Annotated in this window: 18 protein-coding genes and 2 tRNA genes; 8 read left to right on the top strand and 12 right to left on the bottom strand. The window is 66.6% G+C overall.

Annotation, left to right across the window (positions count from 1 at the left end):
• The first annotated feature begins 14 nt into the window (after window positions 1-14).
• Window positions 15-212 (top strand): hypothetical protein, encoded by a 198-nt coding sequence (locus VA613_RS08505; protein WP_324778673.1) that lies wholly within the window; start codon window positions 15-17, stop codon window positions 210-212.
• 12 nt (window positions 213-224) lie between these two features.
• On the opposite strand, the gene VA613_RS08500 is transcribed toward VA613_RS08505, so the two are convergent.
• Window positions 225-1,796 carry a lytic transglycosylase gene (locus VA613_RS08500; protein WP_324778672.1) on the bottom strand — a complete coding sequence of 524 codons (1,572 nt, stop codon included), beginning with the start codon at window positions 1,794-1,796 and terminating at the stop codon, window positions 225-227.
• A gap of 54 nt (window positions 1,797-1,850) precedes the next feature.
• Complete coding sequence (gene gloB / locus VA613_RS08495; protein WP_324778671.1) at window positions 1,851-2,621, bottom strand: hydroxyacylglutathione hydrolase; 771 nt, start codon at window positions 2,619-2,621, stop codon at window positions 1,851-1,853.
• Between the two features lie 30 nt (window positions 2,622-2,651).
• Between gloB and VA613_RS08490 the strand changes: the two genes are divergently transcribed.
• The 5 genes from VA613_RS08490 to VA613_RS08470 are packed head-to-tail and all read left to right on the top strand — an operon-like array spanning window position 2,652 to window position 7,584.
• The gene (locus tag VA613_RS08490) at window positions 2,652-3,389 is read left to right on the top strand and encodes a class I SAM-dependent methyltransferase (protein ID WP_324778670.1); all 738 of its coding nucleotides are present in this window, start codon (window positions 2,652-2,654) and stop codon (window positions 3,387-3,389) included.
• The gene (rnhA, locus tag VA613_RS08485; RefSeq protein ID WP_324778669.1) at window positions 3,379-3,825 is read left to right on the top strand and encodes a ribonuclease HI; all 447 of its coding nucleotides are present in this window, start codon (window positions 3,379-3,381) and stop codon (window positions 3,823-3,825) included. Before VA613_RS08490 ends, rnhA begins: the two co-directional genes overlap by 11 nt.
• An 8-nt stretch (window positions 3,826-3,833) precedes the next feature.
• The gene (gene dnaQ / locus VA613_RS08480; protein ID WP_324778668.1) at window positions 3,834-4,538 is read left to right on the top strand and encodes a DNA polymerase III subunit epsilon; all 705 of its coding nucleotides are present in this window, start codon (window positions 3,834-3,836) and stop codon (window positions 4,536-4,538) included.
• A gap of 50 nt (window positions 4,539-4,588) precedes the next feature.
• Entirely contained in the window at window positions 4,589-5,491 is a 903-nt protein-coding gene (locus VA613_RS08475) for an ABC transporter substrate-binding protein (protein WP_324778667.1), read from the top strand.
• Complete coding sequence (locus tag VA613_RS08470; RefSeq protein ID WP_324778666.1) at window positions 5,491-7,584, top strand: EAL domain-containing protein; 2,094 nt, start codon at window positions 5,491-5,493, stop codon at window positions 7,582-7,584. Before VA613_RS08475 ends, VA613_RS08470 begins: the two co-directional genes overlap by 1 nt.
• Before the next feature lie 10 nt (window positions 7,585-7,594).
• Here the strand turns inward: VA613_RS08470 and VA613_RS08465 are convergent, their stop codons facing one another.
• The 4 genes from VA613_RS08465 to mfd form a co-directional block, all read right to left on the bottom strand.
• A complete protein-coding gene (locus VA613_RS08465; RefSeq protein ID WP_324778665.1) occupies window positions 7,595-7,804 on the bottom strand; it encodes a heavy-metal-associated domain-containing protein in 210 nt (69 codons plus the stop codon).
• Window positions 7,805-7,902: 98 nt separating this feature from the next.
• Window positions 7,903-8,211, bottom strand: a complete 309-nt coding sequence (gene flgM / locus VA613_RS08460; RefSeq protein ID WP_324778664.1) for a flagellar biosynthesis anti-sigma factor FlgM — start codon at window positions 8,209-8,211, stop codon at window positions 7,903-7,905.
• A gap of 96 nt (window positions 8,212-8,307) precedes the next feature.
• The gene (gene serB, locus VA613_RS08455; protein ID WP_324778663.1) at window positions 8,308-9,144 is read right to left on the bottom strand and encodes a phosphoserine phosphatase SerB; all 837 of its coding nucleotides are present in this window, start codon (window positions 9,142-9,144) and stop codon (window positions 8,308-8,310) included.
• Between the two features lie 9 nt (window positions 9,145-9,153).
• Window positions 9,154-12,576, bottom strand: a complete 3,423-nt coding sequence (mfd, locus tag VA613_RS08450) for a transcription-repair coupling factor (protein ID WP_324778662.1) — start codon at window positions 12,574-12,576, stop codon at window positions 9,154-9,156.
• A 121-nt stretch (window positions 12,577-12,697) separates the two neighbouring features.
• On the opposite strand from mfd, the gene ppa reads away from it, so the two are divergent.
• A complete protein-coding gene (ppa, locus tag VA613_RS08445) occupies window positions 12,698-13,246 on the top strand; it encodes an inorganic diphosphatase (RefSeq protein WP_324778661.1) in 549 nt (182 codons plus the stop codon).
• Window positions 13,247-13,377: 131 nt separating this feature from the next.
• A complete protein-coding gene (locus VA613_RS08440; RefSeq protein WP_324778660.1) occupies window positions 13,378-13,929 on the top strand; it encodes a metallophosphoesterase family protein in 552 nt (183 codons plus the stop codon).
• Window positions 13,930-13,983: 54 nt separating this feature from the next.
• Here the strand turns inward: VA613_RS08440 and VA613_RS08435 are convergent, their stop codons facing one another.
• From VA613_RS08435 to VA613_RS08410, 6 genes are all read right to left on the bottom strand, one after another.
• Window positions 13,984-14,535 carry a thermonuclease family protein gene (locus VA613_RS08435; protein ID WP_324778659.1) on the bottom strand — a complete coding sequence of 184 codons (552 nt, stop codon included), beginning with the start codon at window positions 14,533-14,535 and terminating at the stop codon, window positions 13,984-13,986.
• 83 nt (window positions 14,536-14,618) lie between these two features.
• Window positions 14,619-14,963, bottom strand: a complete 345-nt coding sequence (locus VA613_RS08430) for a DUF4156 domain-containing protein (RefSeq protein ID WP_324778658.1) — start codon at window positions 14,961-14,963, stop codon at window positions 14,619-14,621.
• A 276-nt stretch (window positions 14,964-15,239) separates the two neighbouring features.
• A complete protein-coding gene (locus tag VA613_RS08425; RefSeq protein ID WP_324778656.1) occupies window positions 15,240-15,983 on the bottom strand; it encodes a hypothetical protein in 744 nt (247 codons plus the stop codon).
• A 202-nt stretch (window positions 15,984-16,185) separates the two neighbouring features.
• A tRNA-Arg gene (locus VA613_RS08420) sits at window positions 16,186-16,262 on the bottom strand.
• 69 nt (window positions 16,263-16,331) lie between these two features.
• Window positions 16,332-16,425: transfer RNA gene (locus VA613_RS08415), tRNA-Ser, on the bottom strand.
• Between the two features lie 54 nt (window positions 16,426-16,479).
• On the bottom strand, window positions 16,480-17,709 hold the full coding sequence (locus VA613_RS08410) for an aspartate kinase (protein ID WP_324778654.1): 1,230 nt from the start codon (window positions 17,707-17,709) through the stop codon (window positions 16,480-16,482).
• Window positions 17,710-17,730 lie beyond the last annotated feature (21 nt).

Below are 17,730 nucleotides of genomic sequence, written 5' to 3'. Positions count from 1 at the left end.
AGACGGAGCATCGATTGAACAACGAAAGACACAGCCGGAATTTCTGGCTCGGCAACGGCATCCTCGCGATCGCCATGCTCGCCTTGTTCTTCATGGGGCAATTGTCCGAGGCGCTCGGCATCTGGGCCGTGGTGCTGTGGATGGTGCTGGCGGCAGCGGGGATGGCGCTGCTGATGTCGGATAAGTCGGGCGAGCCGCCGGCCTCGGACTGAGGCCGCAGCGGATCAGGGGCGCCGCACGACGAGCGTCTGACCGGCGCGGATGCGGCTGTGCTTCCTGAAGCCCGGGTTCCACGCCTTGAGGTCCGCGACGCTGGCGTCGAACCGATCGGCGATGGCGCTCAGGGTGTCGCCGTGCCGCACGGTGTAGCGCGACGGCCGCGAGGACGTGTCGACGGGCGCGGCGAGGCTGGCATGCCGGATTGCCGGCGCATCCGAGGCCGGTGCGGCGCCGTCCGGCAGGCGCAGACGCTGTCCGGCCTGGAGGCGGCCGTTGAGCCCGGGGTTGGCGGCGTCGAGATCGGCCACCGTCACGCCGTAGCGGCGGGCGAGGCTGAACAGGGTGTCGCCCTGCTGCACGTCGATCCGCGCCTGGCGCGGGGCGGCCGGTGGCGCCGGTGCCACGGGCGCGTCGTCTTGCGCGGCGTTCGTGCCGCGCTTGCGCACGGGCACGAGGATGACCTGGTCGCGCACCAGGCGGCCGCGCTTCAGGTGGAATGGGTTGAGTTCCTCGAGGCGTGCGACGCTGACATCGAAGCGCTCGGCGATGGTCTGCGGGCGATCGCCCTTGTGCGCCCTGTAAGGCTGCCAGGAGTCCCAGCTTCCCGTTTCGAGATTGCGCTGGAAGGTGTCGGTCTTGTCGACCGGAACCAGCAGGTTCACCGGCGCGTCGGAGCGGATCAGCTTGCGGGGAAACGCGGGATTCAGCGCGATGAAATCGTCGCTGCTCATGCCTGCCAGGCGCGCGGCCGAACGGATGTCCATGCTCGCACGCACCGTGACCTGCTTGAAGTAGGGCTGATTGGGCAGCGTGTCGATGGCGATTCCGTAGCGGTCGGGGTTGTTCACCAGATCCTTGATCGCGAGCAGCTTCGGGACGTAGTTCCGGGTCTCGGCGGGCAGCGGCAGGCTCGCGTAGTCGGTCGGCAGGCCTTGCTGGACATTCTTCTCGATCGCGCGGGTGACGCAGCCCTCGCCGCAGTTGTAGGCCGCGAGCGCGAGTTCCCAGTCGCCGAAGTCGAGATAGAGCTTGCCCAGATAATCGAGCGCCGCCTCGGTGGCTGCCGTCACGTCGCGCCGGCCGTCGTACCAGTTGTCCTGCTTGAGTCCGTAGAGGCGCGCGGTCGCGGGCATGAACTGCCAGATCCCGGAGGCGGCAGCCGGCGATTCCGCGGTCGGATTGAATGCACTTTCGACCATCGGCAGCAGGGCGATTTCCATCGGCATGGCGCGCCGGTCGACCTCCTGGACGATGTGGAAGAGGTAGCGGCGCGAACGCTCGATCATGCGCCGGACGTAGTCCGGCCGCGCCGCATACCAGGCTTCATGCATCGAAACCAGGGGGTTCTCGCTGGCGTCGTCGTCGATCTTGAAGCCGTTGCGGATCCGCTGCCAGACATCGGCGTCACCGGCGTCGGCGCTCGGCGCAGGGTCGGCACCGGCGCCGTCATCGTTCCATTGCAGGGTTCGGATGCCGGCATCGCCGGCCGCCGCATGAATCGGCTGAATGGAGAGGACGGCAAGGATGGCCAGGCTCAGCAGCGGGAACCGGCACGGGGCCTTGTTGATTCCGGGCAAGACGGTCTCCCGTACTCAATAACCCCGTCATGCTAAGGGGATGCGCGGGGATGGTCAACCGTCCCAGGCGTCCTTGGCGGCGCGGATCGCGCCGAACACCTCGGCGGGGGTCGGATCCGGCCGCTTGAGATAGCGGCTGGCGAAGGCCTTCATCTCCGGTTCGTGGAAACGCAGAAACGGGTTGGTCGCCTTCTCGAGCGCAAGGGTCGAGGGAAGCGTCGGCGCATTCCGTGCGCGCAATGCCCCGTCGGCGCTTTCCCGTGCGAGCAGTGCCGGATTGGCACCATCCACCGTTTTCGCGAACGCGATATTGCTCAGGGTGTATTCATGCGCGCAGCAGACTCGGGTAGCATCCGGCAAGGCGAGTATGGCCTCGAGGCTGGCCGTCATCGTTTCCGCGTCGCCTTCGAACAGCTTGCCGCAGCCGCATCCGAACACGGTGTCGCCGCAGAACAGGACGCCCTCTCCGAGGTAGCTCACATGGTCGAGGGTATGGCCGGGTGTCGCGAGTACGCGCAGGCGCAGCGGCGGCTCGGTGAGCTCGATCGAATCGCCGCCGCGCACGACATGGGTGACGCCGGGAATGCGCGGGTTGTCGGGTGCATGGATGGCACAGCCGTAGCGTTGACGCAGCAGGACGTTGCCGCCAGTATGGTCGCGGTGGTGGTGGGTGATCAGCACTGCGGTCAGGCTCAGCCCGCTGGCGTCGAGAAACGCGATCAGCGGCGCGGGATCGCCGGGGTCGACGGCGATGGCGTGGCGGCCGTCGTGCCACGCCCAGATGTAGTTGTCGTCGAACGCGGGCAGGGGAATCAGTGTCAACATGGTGGGAACGGACGGACAGGAGGTCGGGCTATGTTATCCAAGCTGAACGCTGAATGGTTCGAGACGCCCCTGGGGCGCCACCTGGTGTTTCGCGAGCGCCGCTACTTCGACCACGCGGTGTCCGACGTGTTCGGCTTCAACGCGGTGCAGGTCGGGCTGCCGCAGATCGACTTCCTGCGCAACAGCCGGATTCCGCTGCGCGTGACCTGTGCCGTCGAGGCGCCGGGGAACGTGCGGGCAGACCCGATGTTCCTGCCGTTCGAGAGCCAGTCGCTCGACCTGCTGCTGCTGCCGCACGTGCTGGAATTCAGCGCCAATCCGCACCAGGTGCTGCGCGAGGCCGAGCGGGTGCTGCGGCCGGAAGGCCGTCTGGTGATGGCCGGCTTCAACCCGCGCAGCCTGTGGGGGCTCGCGCGCAAGCTGCAGGGCGGCGAGCGCGGCTATCCGTGGAACGGCAATTTCCTGAATATCTCGCGGGTGAAGGACTGGATGGTGCTGCTGGGGCTCGAGGTGGCGGCCGGCAGCATGTGCTGCTATCGGCCGCCGGTCAATCGCGAGAACTGGCTGCGGCGCCTGCGCTTCATGGAGCCGGCTGGCGACCGCTGGTGGGCCATGGGCGGCGGCGTCTATTTCCTGCAGGCGGTGAAGCGCGTGCAGGGCATGAACATCATCCAGCCGCAATGGACCACGCCGGTGACGCAGCGCCTGCTGTCGCCCGCGGCCAAGGTCATCAACCTCAAGCACTATCGCATGCATCGTGAGCGCTGACACCATTTACATCTACAGCGATGGCGCCTGCAAGGGCAACCCGGGGGCGGGCGGCTGGGGCGCGCTGCTGGTGGCGGGCGGGCACCGCAAGGAAATCCATGGCGGCGAGCCCAACACCACCAACAATCGCATGGAAATGACCGCGGTCATCCGCGCGCTGGAGCTGCTGAAGCGGCCGTCGACGGTCGAGGTCCACACGGATTCCCAGTACGTGCAGAAGGGCATCAGCGAATGGCTGCCGGGCTGGAAGCGGCGCAATTGGCGCACGGCCGACGGCAAGCCGGTGAAGAACCAGGATCTGTGGGAGCGGCTGGATGCGCTTGCGCAGCAGCACCGCATCGAATGGATATGGGTGCGCGGCCATGCCGGCCACCCGGAAAACGAACGCGCCGACCAGCTTGCCAACCAGGGTGTGCTGCAGGCGCACCGACACTGATACGGAACATGCGGCAAATCATTCTGGATACCGAGACCACCGGTCTCGATCCCAACCAGGGGCATCGCATCATCGAAGTGGCGGCGGTCGAGATGGTCAACCGCCGGCTCACCGGCAACCACCTGCACCGCTATGTCAATCCGGACCGCGAGATCGACGCCGGCGCGATGCAGGTGCACGGCATCACCAGCGACTTTCTCCAGGACAAGCCACGCTTCGCGGACATCGCGCAGGAGTTCGTCGACTTCATCCGTGGGGCCGAGCTGATCATCCACAATGCCCCGTTCGACGTCGGCTTTCTCAACATGGAGCTGCGCCTGCTGGACATGCCGCAGCTGTCCAACTGGTGCGAGGGCGTGACCGACACGCTGGCGATGGCGAAGGCGCTGCATCCGGGCCAGCGCAACAACCTCGACGCACTCTGCAAGCGCTACGGCGTCGACAACACCGCGCGCACGCTGCACGGCGCGCTGCTCGACTGCGAACTGCTTGCAGCCGTGTATCTGGCGCTGACACGTGGCCAGGAAAGCCTGTCGATCGGGCTCGAAGCGCGCGGCACGGAGACTGAGCGCGACGCCGCTCGCGTGCGCCCCCGCCCCGTCGTGCGGCGCGCGAGCCCGGAGGAACTGGCGGCGCACGCGAGCCTGCTGCACGCGATCGCCAAGGAAAGCAAGGGCGCTTGCCTGTGGGCTGAGGAGCAGGAGGCCAATTGACCGCTTTCCGTGGGCGGACCGGATGCGCGGCTTTCCGGCGGATCGCCAGCATGGGGCTGATCTGCGCCGGCCTGCTGCTCGCGTCGATGCACGCCTGGGCCGCACGCGTGGCCGTGGTGCTGAGCGAGGACTCGGGGCCCTATCAGGAGGTGTATCAGGTGATGCGGGCGTATCTCGACGATACGCCTCACGACGCCGTGCGGCTTTACGCCGATGCCTTGACGCCGGCCGCGCTCGGCGACGCGCGGCTGGCCGTGGCGGTCGGCGTCCGCGCGGCCGAGTCCCTGGCCGCGTTGCCGGATCGGCCGCCGGTGCTTGCGATTTTGGTGCCGCGGGCCTGGTATCTGCGGGCGGGGCGCAGCCTTCTCGCGGCAGGGGCGCGGCGCTCGGTGTCCGCCATCTATCTCGATCAGCCCTTCGAACGCCAGGCGCTGCTGATCCGGCTGGCCTTCCCCGACGTGCGCAAGGTGGGGGTGCTGCTGGGCACGGAGCAAAGCGGCGTGGTGGCGGAGCTCGAGGGGGCGCTGCGGGCGCAGCGTATCGGCCTGGTGTACGCCACGGTGGGGCGGGACGAGCGCCTGATCGTGCCGCTGGAATCGGTGCTCGCGGATGCCGATCTCCTGCTGGCGCTCCCCGATCCGCAGATTTTCAACCGCAACACGGCGCAAAGCCTGTTCCTGACGTCCTACCGCTACCGCGATCCGGTATTGGGCTATTCGCGCTCGCTCACGCGTGCGGGCGCGCTGCTGTCGCTGCACTCGAGTCCGGCGCAGATCGGCCGCCAGGCGGCCGAATGGGTGAGCGCGGCCCTGCAGGGCGGCAGCGTGCATCTGCCGCCCCCGGCCTATCCGGCGTACTTCAGCATTTCGATCAACGAGCAGGTGGCACGCTCGCTCGGGATCGCGCTGCCTTCCGTGGCTGAACTGGAGAAAAGTTTGGGGGGAGGGGGCTGATGGCGAAGTCGCTGGGGATACGCGGACGCGTCATCGGCCTGGCCATGGTGCCCGTGGCGATCATCGGCATCCTGCTGATGTTCCTGCTCATCAGGGGCAAGATCGACGACCTCGACCAGTCGCTGCACACCCGGGCCATCGCGATCGCGCGCCAGCTGGCGCCGGCGACGGAATACGGCGTCGCGTCCGGCAACGTCGAGGTGCTGCAGAACCTGCTCGAGAAGGCCGCCATCGAGCCTGACGTGCGGGGGGTGGCGGTCTTCGCCAGCGACGGCCGCTGGCTGGCACAGGTCGGGCTCGGAACGTGGACCAACCCGCAGGAGGCAGGGATGCCGGCCGACCGCATCTATCAGGCCGAATACCCCGATCGCCTGGTGTACTACGCACCGATCACCCGCACCGAGGTGGCGGTCGACGACTTCAATCCGGCGGGGGCCACCGTGGAAAGGCCGGCTTCGCAGAGCCACCTGCTCGGCTGGGTCGGCCTGGACGTGTCGCGCAGCGCGACGATCCGCAGCCAGCGCGAGGCGATCGTGCGCAGCCTGGCCGTCCTGCTGGCCGGCCTCGGCGTCAGCCTCACCCTGGCCTGGCGCATCGGGCGCCAGATCACCCGTCCGATCCTCGCGCTGACCCATACGGTGAGCCGCATCGGCGAAGGCCATCTCGACGAGCGCGTGGAGGCGACCGGACAGGCCGAACTGGGCGTGCTGCAGCGCGGCGTCAACCATATGGCGGCCCACCTGCAGACGATGCAGGACCAGATGCAGGAAAAGATCGACCGCGCCACGGCCCGGCTGGTCTACCAGGCCAGCCACGACGCACTCACCGGGCTCATCAATCGCCGCGAATTCGAGCAGCGCCTCGAGCGCACGCTGCTGTCGGCGCTGCAGCAGGGGCGCGAGCATGCGCTCTGCTACATGGACCTCGACCAGTTCAAGGTGATCAACGATTCCTGCGGCCACGCGGCAGGCGACGAGCTGCTGCGCCAGCTGGCGCTGCTCCTGAAGAGCAACCTGCGCGAGCGGGACACCCTGGCCCGGCTGGGCGGCGACGAATTCGCGCTGCTGCTGGAGAACTGCAGCCTCGCCGACGCGCTCGAGGTGGCGGACGTCTTCCGGGCCGAAGTGCAGCGCTTCCGCTTCAAATGGGGCGACCGCATCTTTTCGGTCGGCATGAGCGTCGGCATGGTGGCGATCAACGCGGAAAGCGGCACGGCGGCGAGCCTGATGTCGGCCGCCGATGCGGCGTGCTACGTGGCGAAGGACCACGGCCGCAACCAGATTCACGTGTACGAGAGCCGCGACTCCGATCTTGCCCGCCATCGTGGCGAGATGCAGTGGGTGACGCGCATCCAGCGGGCACTCGAGGAACAGCGGCTGCGTCTGTCGTGGCAGGACATCCGCCGCGCCGACGGCGCCGCGGAGGCGGTGCGCCACGTGGAACTGCTGCTGCGGATGATCGACGAAGACGGCGGCGAGATCCTGCCGATGGCGTTCATTCCTGCCGCCGAGCGCTATTCCATCATGCCCGCGCTGGACAGCTGGGTGATCGAGGAGACGCTGCGCCTGTGTCGGCGCTATCTGGCGGCAAGGCGCGAACGGAACTGCCTGTTTGCCGTCAACCTGTCGGGCGCGTCGCTGAAGGACCCGGCATTCCGCCGCATGCTGCTGACGAGCCTGGAAGACAATCCGGCGCTGGGACCCCATCTGTGCTTCGAGATCACCGAGACGGCGGCGATCGGCAACCTGGCCGTCGTCAACGAGTTCATCGAGGCCATGCGGGCATTCGGCTGCCGCTTCGCGCTGGACGATTTCGGCAGCGGACTGTCATCCTTCACCTACCTGAAGAATCTGAAGGTCGACTACCTCAAGATCGATGGCGCGTTCGTGCGGGATATCGCGGTCAATCCCGTCGACCGCTCGATGGTCGACGCGATTCACCGGATCGGTCACCAGATGGGACTGAAGACCGTGGCCGAGTATGTCGAGTCGGACCAGGTTCTGGCCCTGTTGCGCGAGATCGGCGTGGACTATGTCCAGGGCAGCGGCATTCATCAGCCGCAGCCATTGGAGGCCCTCTGCCAGGAGCCCTGAGGCCGAGGCCTCAGTCGCCTACGCCGAAGCCGGCGTCGACGATGGCCTTCGCCATCGCGGCCCGGTCGACCCGGGCGGGATCGTAGGTCACGCGCGCCTGTCCGGGCGTCAGGGTGACGTCGGCGTGCTGCACGCCGGGCAGCGCGGTCAGCACGCGATGCACGCTGTTGACGCAGCCGCCGCAGGTCATGCCGGTTACGGTAAGGACGATTTCGCTCATTTGGGGCACCTCGCTCGTTTCAGCCCCAATTCTATTCCAGCTGAAAAACAAAAGCCCGCGGGCATGAGCCGCGGGCCTCGGGTATGCTCGGAAAAACCTTACTTCTTGCGCGGGCGCTTGCGCAGGGCCTCCTTGGTGTGGTCGATCAGGCGGTCGGCCACCACCTCCGCGTCGACGGCGAAGGTGCCATTGGCGAGCGCAGCCTTGACCGACTCGACCTTGCCGGCATCGGTCACGTCGACCGAGGCCAACTGCGACTCCAGGGTGCGGATGCGGGAGCTCGATTCGGTCAGCGTCAAGGAATCGCCGCCGCCGGCGGCGGGAGCGGACGCTTTGCCCGCCCCCTTGCCCTTGGCGGAGGAGACTTTGGCGGAGGCGGGAGGGGTGATGCGCTTGTCGATTTTCACGGGGAATCCTGGTCGCGGTTGTTCGAGTTCTTGACGCTTTCTGGGCTTAATGGTTTATCGGCATCCCGCGCGCATTCTTTAGCCCGTTGCGCCGGCTCAGCCGAGCAGTGGAATGACCCCGTCGAGGCCGACATGGTTCAGTGCATAGCTCGCCTGTGTCCTGACCACCGGCTTGGCCCGGTAGGCGATGCTGATGCCGGCTTGCGCCATCATCTTGAGGTCGTTGGCGCCGTCGCCCATGGCGATGACCTGCTCCGGGCGCAGGCCAAGCTGCTCGCGCACGCGGTTGAGCCAGTCCGCCTTGCCCTGCGCGTCGACGATAGTGCCGAGGACGCGGCCGGTCAACCGGCCTCCGGCCACCTCGAGGGTGTTGGCCGCGGTGAAGTCCAGCCCCAGCCGCGGCTTCAGCCGTTCGGTGAAGAAGGTGAAGCCGCCCGATACCAGCAGGGTCCGGATGCCCGCGGCGCGCGCCGCGGCCAGCAGGAACTCGGCCCCCGGCGAGAGCTGCAGACGTTCGTCGTAAACGCGCTGCAGGGCCGACTGGTCGAGCCCCTCCAGCAGCGACACGCGCCGGCGCAGGCTTTCGGCGAAATCGATCTCGCCGCGCATCGCCGCCTCGGTGATCGCCGCAACCTGTGGCTTCAGCCCTTGCATGTCGGCGATTTCGTCGATGCACTCGATGGTGATCAGGGTCGAATCCATATCCATCACCAGCAGGCCGAAGTCGCGGATGCGGCGCTCGGCCGGCACCCAGCCGTGGTCCAGGGCGTTCGCTTCGCAGAACGCCGCGACTTCGGCGCGCGGCCCGTCGTTCGCGGCCACCAGCCGGAACGCGGTGCGCGACACCGCTTCGATCGCGGCGGCGCCGGTCAGCTTGGCAAGCGCCTTGAGGTGCGGCGTGGGGATGTCGTTCCCTTGGACAATAAGATTCATTTCAATCGCTTACTTCAACAAGTTGAACAGGGTAATCACATTGGCCGCGCGCGCTTCGACCGCCGCGCCGGCGCTCCGCGAAGAAGCGACCTGCCAGCGCAGGCGGTTCTCGCCCGCGAGCTTGATGTCGCGTCGGGTCTGGATGAGCTCGATGATGCGGCCGGGGTCGATCGGCGGCTGCGGCACGAACTGCAGCAGGATGCTGTCGCCGGTCGCGTCGACCTTGAGGATGCCCAGCGGCCTGGCGGCGAGCCGCAGGCGGTGGGTGTCGAGGAGCGCGCGTGCCGGGTCGGGCAGGGCGCCGTAGCGGTCGATCAGTTCCTCCTGCAGCAGGGTAAGGTCCTCCGCCGTGTGGGCGTTGGCGAGCCGCTTGTACAGCACCAGCCGCTCGTGCACGTCGGGACAGTAGTCGGCCGGCAGCAGGGCGGGCAGGTGCAGGTTGATTTCGGAGACGACGCCGAGCGGCTGGCTCATGTCGGGCTCCTTCCCAGCCTTCAGGCTCGCCACGGCGTCGGCCAGCATGTCGTTGTAGAGCGAGAAGCCGACCTCGAGGATCTCGCCGCTCTGTTTCTCGCCGAGCACTTCGCCAGCGCCGCGGATCTCGAGGTCGTGGCGGGCGAGGTGGAAGCCGGAGCCCAGCTCCTCCATCAATTGAATGGCTTCCAGCCGCTTCTTCGCCTGCGGCGTCAGCGTGCGGTCCTCCTCGACCAGCAGGTAGGCGAAGGCCTGGTGGTGCGAGCGGCCGACGCGGCCGCGCAGCTGGTGCAGCTGTGCCAGGCCGAACTTGTCGGCGCGGTTGATGAGGATGGTGTTGGCGGTCGGGATGTCGATGCCGGTCTCGATGATGGTGGTGCACAGGAGGATGTCGTAGCGCTGCTGGTAGAAGTCCCGCATCACCTGCTCAAGCTCGCGTTCGCTCATCTGCCCGTGGCCGACGCGGATGCGTGCTTCGGGGAGCAGCTTCTCCAGCCGCTCGCGCATGTTCTCGATGGTGCTGACCTCGTTGTGCAGGAAGTACACCTGGCCGCCGCGCTTGAGTTCCCGCAGCACGGCCTCGCGGATCAGACCGCCTGAGAAGGGCTGAACGAAAGTCTTCACCGCGAGCCGCTTCTGCGGCGCCGTGGCGATGACCGAGAAGTCGCGGATGCCCTCGAGCGACATCGCCAGCGTGCGCGGGATCGGCGTCGCGGTCAGCGTCAGCACGTCGACCTCGGCGCGCAGCGCCTTCAGCTGCTCCTTCTGCCGCACGCCGAAGCGGTGCTCCTCGTCGAGGATGACGAGACCCAGGCGGGCGAACTTGACGTCCTTCTGGATCAGCCGGTGGGTGCCGATGACGATGTCGATCCTGCCATCCTTCAAGGCCTCGAGCGCCGCCGCCTGCTCCTTCGCCGTCCTGAAGCGCGACAGCTCGGCGAGCTTGACCGGCCATTGGGAAAAGCGGTCGGAGAAGTTGTTGAAGTGCTGCTCGGCGAGAAGCGTGGTCGGCACCAGCACCGCGACCTGGTAGCCGCCCATCACTGCCATGAAGGCGGCGCGCAGTGCGACCTCGGTCTTGCCGAAGCCGACGTCGCCGCACACCAGGCGGTCCATCGGCCTGCCCGACTGCATGTCGGCCATGACCGCGGCGATTGCCGCGGCCTGGTCGGGTGTTTCCTCGAAGCCGAAGCCTTCGGCGAAGGCCTCGTAGTCGTGCGGCGAGAACTTGAACGCATGCCCCTCGCGTGCCGCGCGCAGCGCGTACAGGTTCAGCAGCTCGGCAGCGGTATCGCGCGCCGCCTGCATGGCGCGGCGGCGCGCCTTGTCCCACTGGTCGGTGCCGAGGCGGTGCAAGGCGACCTCGCCTTCGCCTGCGCCGGAATAGCGCGAGATCAGGTGCAGGTTGGCGACCGGCACGTAGAGCTTGTCGCCCTTGGCGTATTCGAGCTGCAGGAATTCGGTGTCGCCGTCGCCGAGGTCCATGCTGACGAGGCCGAGGTACTGGCCGACGCCGTACTGGGCGTGCACCACGGGATCGCCGGGCTTGAGTTCGGAGAGATCGCGCAGCAGGCTGTCGATCTGCGTGGCGCGGGCCTCGCGCGCGCGCCGCGTCTTCGGCGGGATCGCGTAGAGCTCGGTCTCGGTGACGACGGCGAGGGTGCCGTCGGTGGTGACGAAGCCTTCGGCGAGCGGGCCGTGGGTCAATAGAACGCGGCTCGGCAGGATGCGCTCGCCGCTTGGCAGCGCGTCGGCCCAGCTGTCGACGAGCCGGGCGTCGAGGCCATGCTCGGCGAGGTATTCGTGCAGCGTCTCGCGGCGCCCGGCCGAGGGGGCGATGATCAAGACCTTGCCGGCGAAGCCGTCGACGAAGGACTGGAGCTTGGCTACCGGGTGCGCCTCGCGGCGGTCGACGGCGATCGGCGGCACCGGGCGGGCCAGTCCCTCGCCGGTCTGCTGGACCTCGAGCCGGTCGTAGCTCTTGGCAAGGACGAAGAACGCATCCGTCGGCAGGAACAGGTCGGCCGGCGGCAGCAGCGGGCGGTCCTTGTCGCCGGACAGCAGACGATGGCGGCCTTGCGCGTCGGCCCAGAAGGCCTGGCCGGCGGGGTCGAGCGCGCCGTGGGCGACCAGCCGGGTGGCTTTCGGCAGATAGTCGAACAGCGTCGCCGTTTCTTCGAAGAACAGCGGCAGGTAGTACTCGATGCCGGCCGGTGCGAGGCCGTTGCTGACATCCTTGTAAAGCTTCGACTTCGAGGGGTCGCCCTCGAAACGCTCGCGGAAATTCTGGCGGAAGCGCGTGATGCCGGCCTCGTCGAGCGGGAACTCGCGTGCCGGCAGCAGCCGCACCTCGTTCACCGGGTAGATGCTGCGCTGCGTGTCGACGTCGAAGGCACGGATCGTCTCGATCTCGTTGTCGAACAGGTCGATGCGGTAGGGCACCGCGCTGCCCATCGGGAAGAGGTCGATCAGCCCGCCGCGGAACGAAAACTCGCCCGGCGCGTAGACCTGGCTCACGTGGGCGTAGCCGCCGAGCGCCATTTGCGCGCGGAAGGCGGCTTCGTCGAGGCGGTCCTTCTGCTTGAGGAAGAAGGTATGGGCGGCGAGGAAGGATGGTGGCGCCAGCCGGTAGAGCGCGGTGGACAGCGCGACGACGGCGATGTCGAACTCGCCCCGCGAAATCTGGTAGAGCGTCGCGAGCCGCTCGGAAATCAGGTCGGGATGCGGCGAGAAGGCATCGTAGGGCAGGGTCTCCCAGTCCGGGAAGGCGCACACCCGAAGGCCGGGATCGAACCAGCGCAGCTCCTCGGCGAGACGGTTGGCATCCCACGCGCTTGCGCACACCACCGCCAGCGGCGCGGCGCCGCGCGCCAGTTCGGCCAGATAGAGCGCGTCGGCGGCGCCGGCAAGCCCGGACTGCCGGTCGCCGGAGGAGGGGGTGGCGGGGGAAAACAACATGCAAAAAGTCGAATTATCCTAGAAACGGCGGGCCGGCGCACCCGGGCGGCGTCCGGGGCGGCGCGTGGGGTGGGGAGCACAGGTATAATGGCCGGCTTTCCGTTTTGATCCCCGAATTGCTATGAGCCTCGATCGCGTCAGCTCCGGCCGCAACCTGCCGGACGACTTCAATGTCATCATCGAAATTCCCGCCCACGGCGAACCGATCAAGTACGAAGTGGACAAGGAGTCGGGCGCCATGTTCGTCGACCGCTTCATGTCGACCGCGATGCACTATCCCTGCAACTACGGCTACATCCCGCACACCCTGTCGGAGGACGGCGACCCGGTCGACGTGCTGGTCATCACCCCGATTCCGTTGATCACCGGCGTGGTGGTGCGCTGCCGCCCCGTGGGCATGCTGAAAATGACCGACGAAGCCGGCGTCGACGCCAAGCTGCTGGCGGTGCCCGTGGACAAGCTGTGCGGCCTGTACAAGGGCGTCGACAAGCCGGAAGACCTGCAGCCTCTGCTGCTGCAGCAGATCGCCCACTTCTTCGAGCACTACAAGGATCTCGAGAAGGGCAAATGGGTCAAGGTCGAGGGCTGGACTGGCGTCGAGGAAGCCCGCGCCGAAATCCTCGCCGGGGTCGAGCGCTACCGCAACGCCGCGGACAAGCCTGCTTTCTAGGATCTAGGGGCTAGGATTCAGGGACTAGGGGATGAGCGGCTTCGCCGCGCCTCGTGAATTCATGAAATGCGGCGAAGCCGCACAAGGCCCCTAATTCCTAGCTCCTGGCCCCTAACACCTAGAGCAAACACATGAAAGTCTGCATCCTCTCCGACTCCCACGATAACCGCCGCCTGCTCGGTGCGGCGGTCGAGCACGCCAAGGCGCACGGGGCGGAGGCGGTGTTGCACTGCGGCGACGTGGTCGCGCCGACCACGCTGCGCGTGCTGCAAAAGTATGAGCTGCCGGTGCACGTGATCCACGGCAACAACACCGGCGACCTCTACAACATGACGCGGCTCGCCGCCGAGCCCAACAGCGTGATCCGCTACCACGGCCAGGACGCGGCCTTCACCCTGGCCGACCGCAACCTGTTCCTGGTGCACTACCCGCACTATGCGCACGCGCTGGCGTGCACGGGCGACTATGACCTCGTCTGCTGCGGGCACGACCACAAGTCGAGCATTTCCCAGGTCGCCAACGTCAGGGGCGGCCACACCTGGCTGATCAACCCGGGCACCGTCGGCGGCGTCGGCGCGCCGCCTACCTACATCATGGCCGACCTCGCCTCGATGCAGTTCGAGATCGTCACCGTCGAAGCGGCGCCTGCATCGGTTCTGCCACCTGTCACGCCGCACGTCTGACAGCAGGGCCTGTTGCTGGTTGAAGCGGTCGCGTCTTGCAGGCGCGGTGCCCGGCTATTGACGACGCGTCGAGCGTCGAGGCGAAGAGAGGGTGGGGACTTGTACCTGCCTCGACGATTCGCCGCCTTCGCAGTCCCTCGGCAGCGGAAGCTTCTGCGCCTCGGGCCGTTCGATCGCCCAATACCTGCCATTCGAGAAGGCGGGGCAATCGCGCGCAAGTCCGGCCCTGACGAGGGCGGCGGCGATATCGCGCCCGGCCAGGTAGCACGTGGCCAGTGCGTGGTCCCGGTATTGGGCGCCGTCGAGTGTGCAGTGCACGGGTTCCGATTCCGCGTATTGCTCGAGAAAGGCTGCGGCGTCGTCGGCGCCCGGCTGCCCCGCCTCCGGCGCCGCGATGCCCGCCAGGCGCAGCACAGCCGCATGCCCGTGTGCGCCGATCTCGATCGTGTTGCCGTCGATGACGTGGGCCGTTCCCGAGATTTCCGATTCTGCAGCGGCCGGCAGCGAGGCCAGAAGGAAAAGCAGGCCGATTGTTCTCATCGCGAACTCCCCGTCATTCGACTCGATGGCAAAGCGGCCGGTCGGCGCCCCGACTGCCGGCTGCATGGTTCTTCCCGGAATCAAGCTGCGTTCGGGTCAACGATGCAGCTCGGCCGCGGCGCCAATCAGGGCGCGGGTCCATGCCGCCTTCAGGGGCGGCATTTGTAGATCGCAAACGTGCGCTTGCCGATCTCGGGACGGGCGCCCGGCACGATCGTGTCCCCGCCCTGGCTCACCGCCTCGTTGCGTGCCAGTTGCAGCAGGTTGGCATCGACGTTGGCGACGCCGCGACTGATGAAGCCGACTTCGGCGAGCACGCTGACCGTCGTCGTTCCCACCCGCTTGCATTGATCCACGGCGTTCGCCTCGGCAACGGCGACCTGTTCGGATCCCTTCCGCACCTCGATCAGATTGCTTGCACAGCCGCCCAATACGAGGGGGAACAGCAGCGCGACAAGATGTCTTCCGGTGAGGGTTCGGTCAGATGCACCCATGCTTCGTTCAGCTTCCATTCGCAGATCCACCCAAAATTTTCGCGCGGATGCCGATGCGTCTGTCCGCGCCGGCCTGAGGCAGTCGGTGCGTCCGGACGGGATCCGATGAGGCTAAGCAGTGTAGAACAAAACGCCCGCGACGGAATCGAAGCTTTTCCCGGAGCCGTGCTGAAGGCGAGCTTCCGATCGCGTGCCGACTCGCGCAGCAGCGGGCGATGGACTGCGGCAACAATCCGCGGCCATCACGTGGCATCGGGAATTCCCGGCCTCGCCGCGTCATTTGAAGGGAAACGCGATGATCGCTTTCGCGATCCATTGATCCTCCGCGTTCTGCAGTCCGTGCCCGATGCCGAAGTTGACGTCCAGGCCGTTCAAGTCCACGTCCATCACGCCATAGAGGGTATGGGTGAGGCCCGGCGCGGGCAGGAGGCGGTCGATCGGTCCGTATTCGCCATAGTATTCGAACCCGGCGCGGATGCCGGGAATGACGCTGTGCGTCACTTTCAACGCCGGCTCGAAGTTGGACTTCCGGCTGACGTTGGTGGACAGGTCCGTATCGAGAATCGGGTTGAAGCTGAGCAGCCAGCGCTCGTCGCGGTACCCGATGATCGGCCGCAGTTCGAGCGCCATCGCGCTTTCCGAAACCCGGTGCGAGGAATACCCCAGCTCGACGTTCATCCCCCAGAAGAAGTGCGCGTCTTCGGCGCGCGGGGCGATGTATTTCAGGCGCAGGCGCAGGCCGTTTGCGTAAAGCTCGCCGTCGCCGCTCATCGCGACGGGGAGGTAGAGCCCGGCTTCCAGGCTCTTGGTCACGCCGTAGGAAAACTCGGGCGTGACCTGCAGCCGGTGATTGGACAGCATTTCGCCCGGATAGCTCGGTTCGCGCTTGCCGTCGGGGACGTAATTGACGTGCAGTTCCAGGCCGAACGCTCCCGGGTCGTCCATCTCTTCCGTATAGACCTGGATTTCATCCGGCGCGGCGTGGGCGCCCGGCGGCACGACGCCCAACATGGCCATCATCGCCAGTCGGCGGGCAAGCGCTCGTGGATTCATTCTGTTGCACTCCCTTATGATTCAAATGAGAATCATTATTACTGACATTATGTCAGCTTGGCAACGCTTATTTTTGCGAGGCGGGGCGTCGCGCCTGGGAAAGGGGGTGCGGTTGGCGTGGGTGCCGGACGTGACAAGGGGCCGGCATAAGCCGGCCCCTTGTCGTGTTTGGCGCGCCCGAAGAGATTCGAACTCCTGACCCCTTGGTTCGTAGCCAAGTACTCTATCCAGCTGAGCTACGGGCGCTTAGAAGGTTGCGCATTATACGCAGTTTTGGCGATCTTGGACAGATGTCATCTGCCTGCGATCAGAATTTGGCGGAGACGGAGGGATTCGAACCCTCGATACAGGTTTAAGCCCGTATGCTCCCTTAGCAGGGGAGTACCTTCAACCTCTCGGCCACGTCTCCGAACCGCCGCGCATTGTATCGGAATGCGCGGCGGAAAGCCACCCGGAACGGGCTTCAGGCGCTGGCCTTGTCGAGTTCGAACGCCTGGTGCAGCGCGCGCACCGCGAGTTCCATGTACTTGTCCTCGACGACGACGGAGATCTTGATCTCGGAGGTCGAGATCATCTGCAGGTTGATGTTCTCCTTCGACAGGGTCTCGAACATCTTGCGTGCCACGCCGACGTGGGAGCGCATGCCGACGCCGACGATCGAGACCTTGGCGATCCTGTCGTCGCCGGTGACCTCGCGCGCGCCAATGGCGGTGGCGTGGGCCTTCACGATGTCGAGGGCCTTGCTGAAGTCGTTGCGATGGACGGTGAAGGTGAAGTCGGTGGTGTTCGCATGGCCGACGTTCTGCACGATCATGTCGACGTCGATGTTGGCGTCGGCGACCGGGCCGAGGATCTTGTAAGCCACGCCGGGCTGGTCGGGCACGCCGACCACGGTGATTTTCGCTTCGTCGCGGTTGAAGGCGATGCCGGAGATGACGGGTTGTTCCATGCTGTCGTTTTCCTCGAATGTGATGAGCGTGCCGTCGCCTTCGTCCTGAAAGCTGGACAGCACCCGCAGTTTGACCTTGTACTTGCCGGCGAACTCGACCGAGCGGATCTGCAGCACCTTGGAGCCGAGGCTCGCCATCTCCAGCATCTCCTCGAAGGTGATGGTCTTCAGGCGGCGCGCCTCGGGCACGATGCGCGGGTCGGTGGTGTAGACGCCGTCCACGTCGGTGTAGATCTGGCATTCGTCGGCCGTGAGCGCCGCGGCAAGCGCCACCCCGGTGGTGTCGGAGCCGCCGCGCCCCAGCGTGGTGATGTTGCCGTCGGCGTCGACGCCCTGGAAGCCGGCGACCACGACGACGTGGCCGGAATCGAGGTCGCGCCGCATGTTGGCTTCGTCGATGCTGAGGATGCGCGCCTTGGTGAAGGCGTTGTCGGTCAGGATGCGAACCTGGCTGCCCGTGTAGCTCTTCGCCTTGAGACCCAGGTCCTTCAGGGCCATCGCCAGCAGCGCGATGGTGACCTGTTCGCCGGTCGATACCAGCATGTCGAGCTCGCGCGGGTCGGGCTGCGCCTGGATTTCCTTCGCCAGGCCGATCAGGCGGTTGGTCTCGCCCGACATGGCGGAGAGCACGACGACGACCTGATGGCCGAGCATCTTGAATTTGGCGACGCGCTCCGCGACCGCGCGGATGCGTTCGACGTTGGCGACCGAGGTGCCGCCGTATTTTTGTACGATGAGGGCCATGTTATGGGCTAGGAACTAGGG

This window comes from Thiobacillus sp. SCUT-2, assembly GCF_035621355.1.
GTDB lineage: Bacteria > Pseudomonadota > Gammaproteobacteria > Burkholderiales > Thiobacillaceae > Thiobacillus > Thiobacillus sedimenti.
Note: the sequence above shows the minus strand (reverse complement) of the source record. Positions and strands in the feature narration are given on the sequence as shown.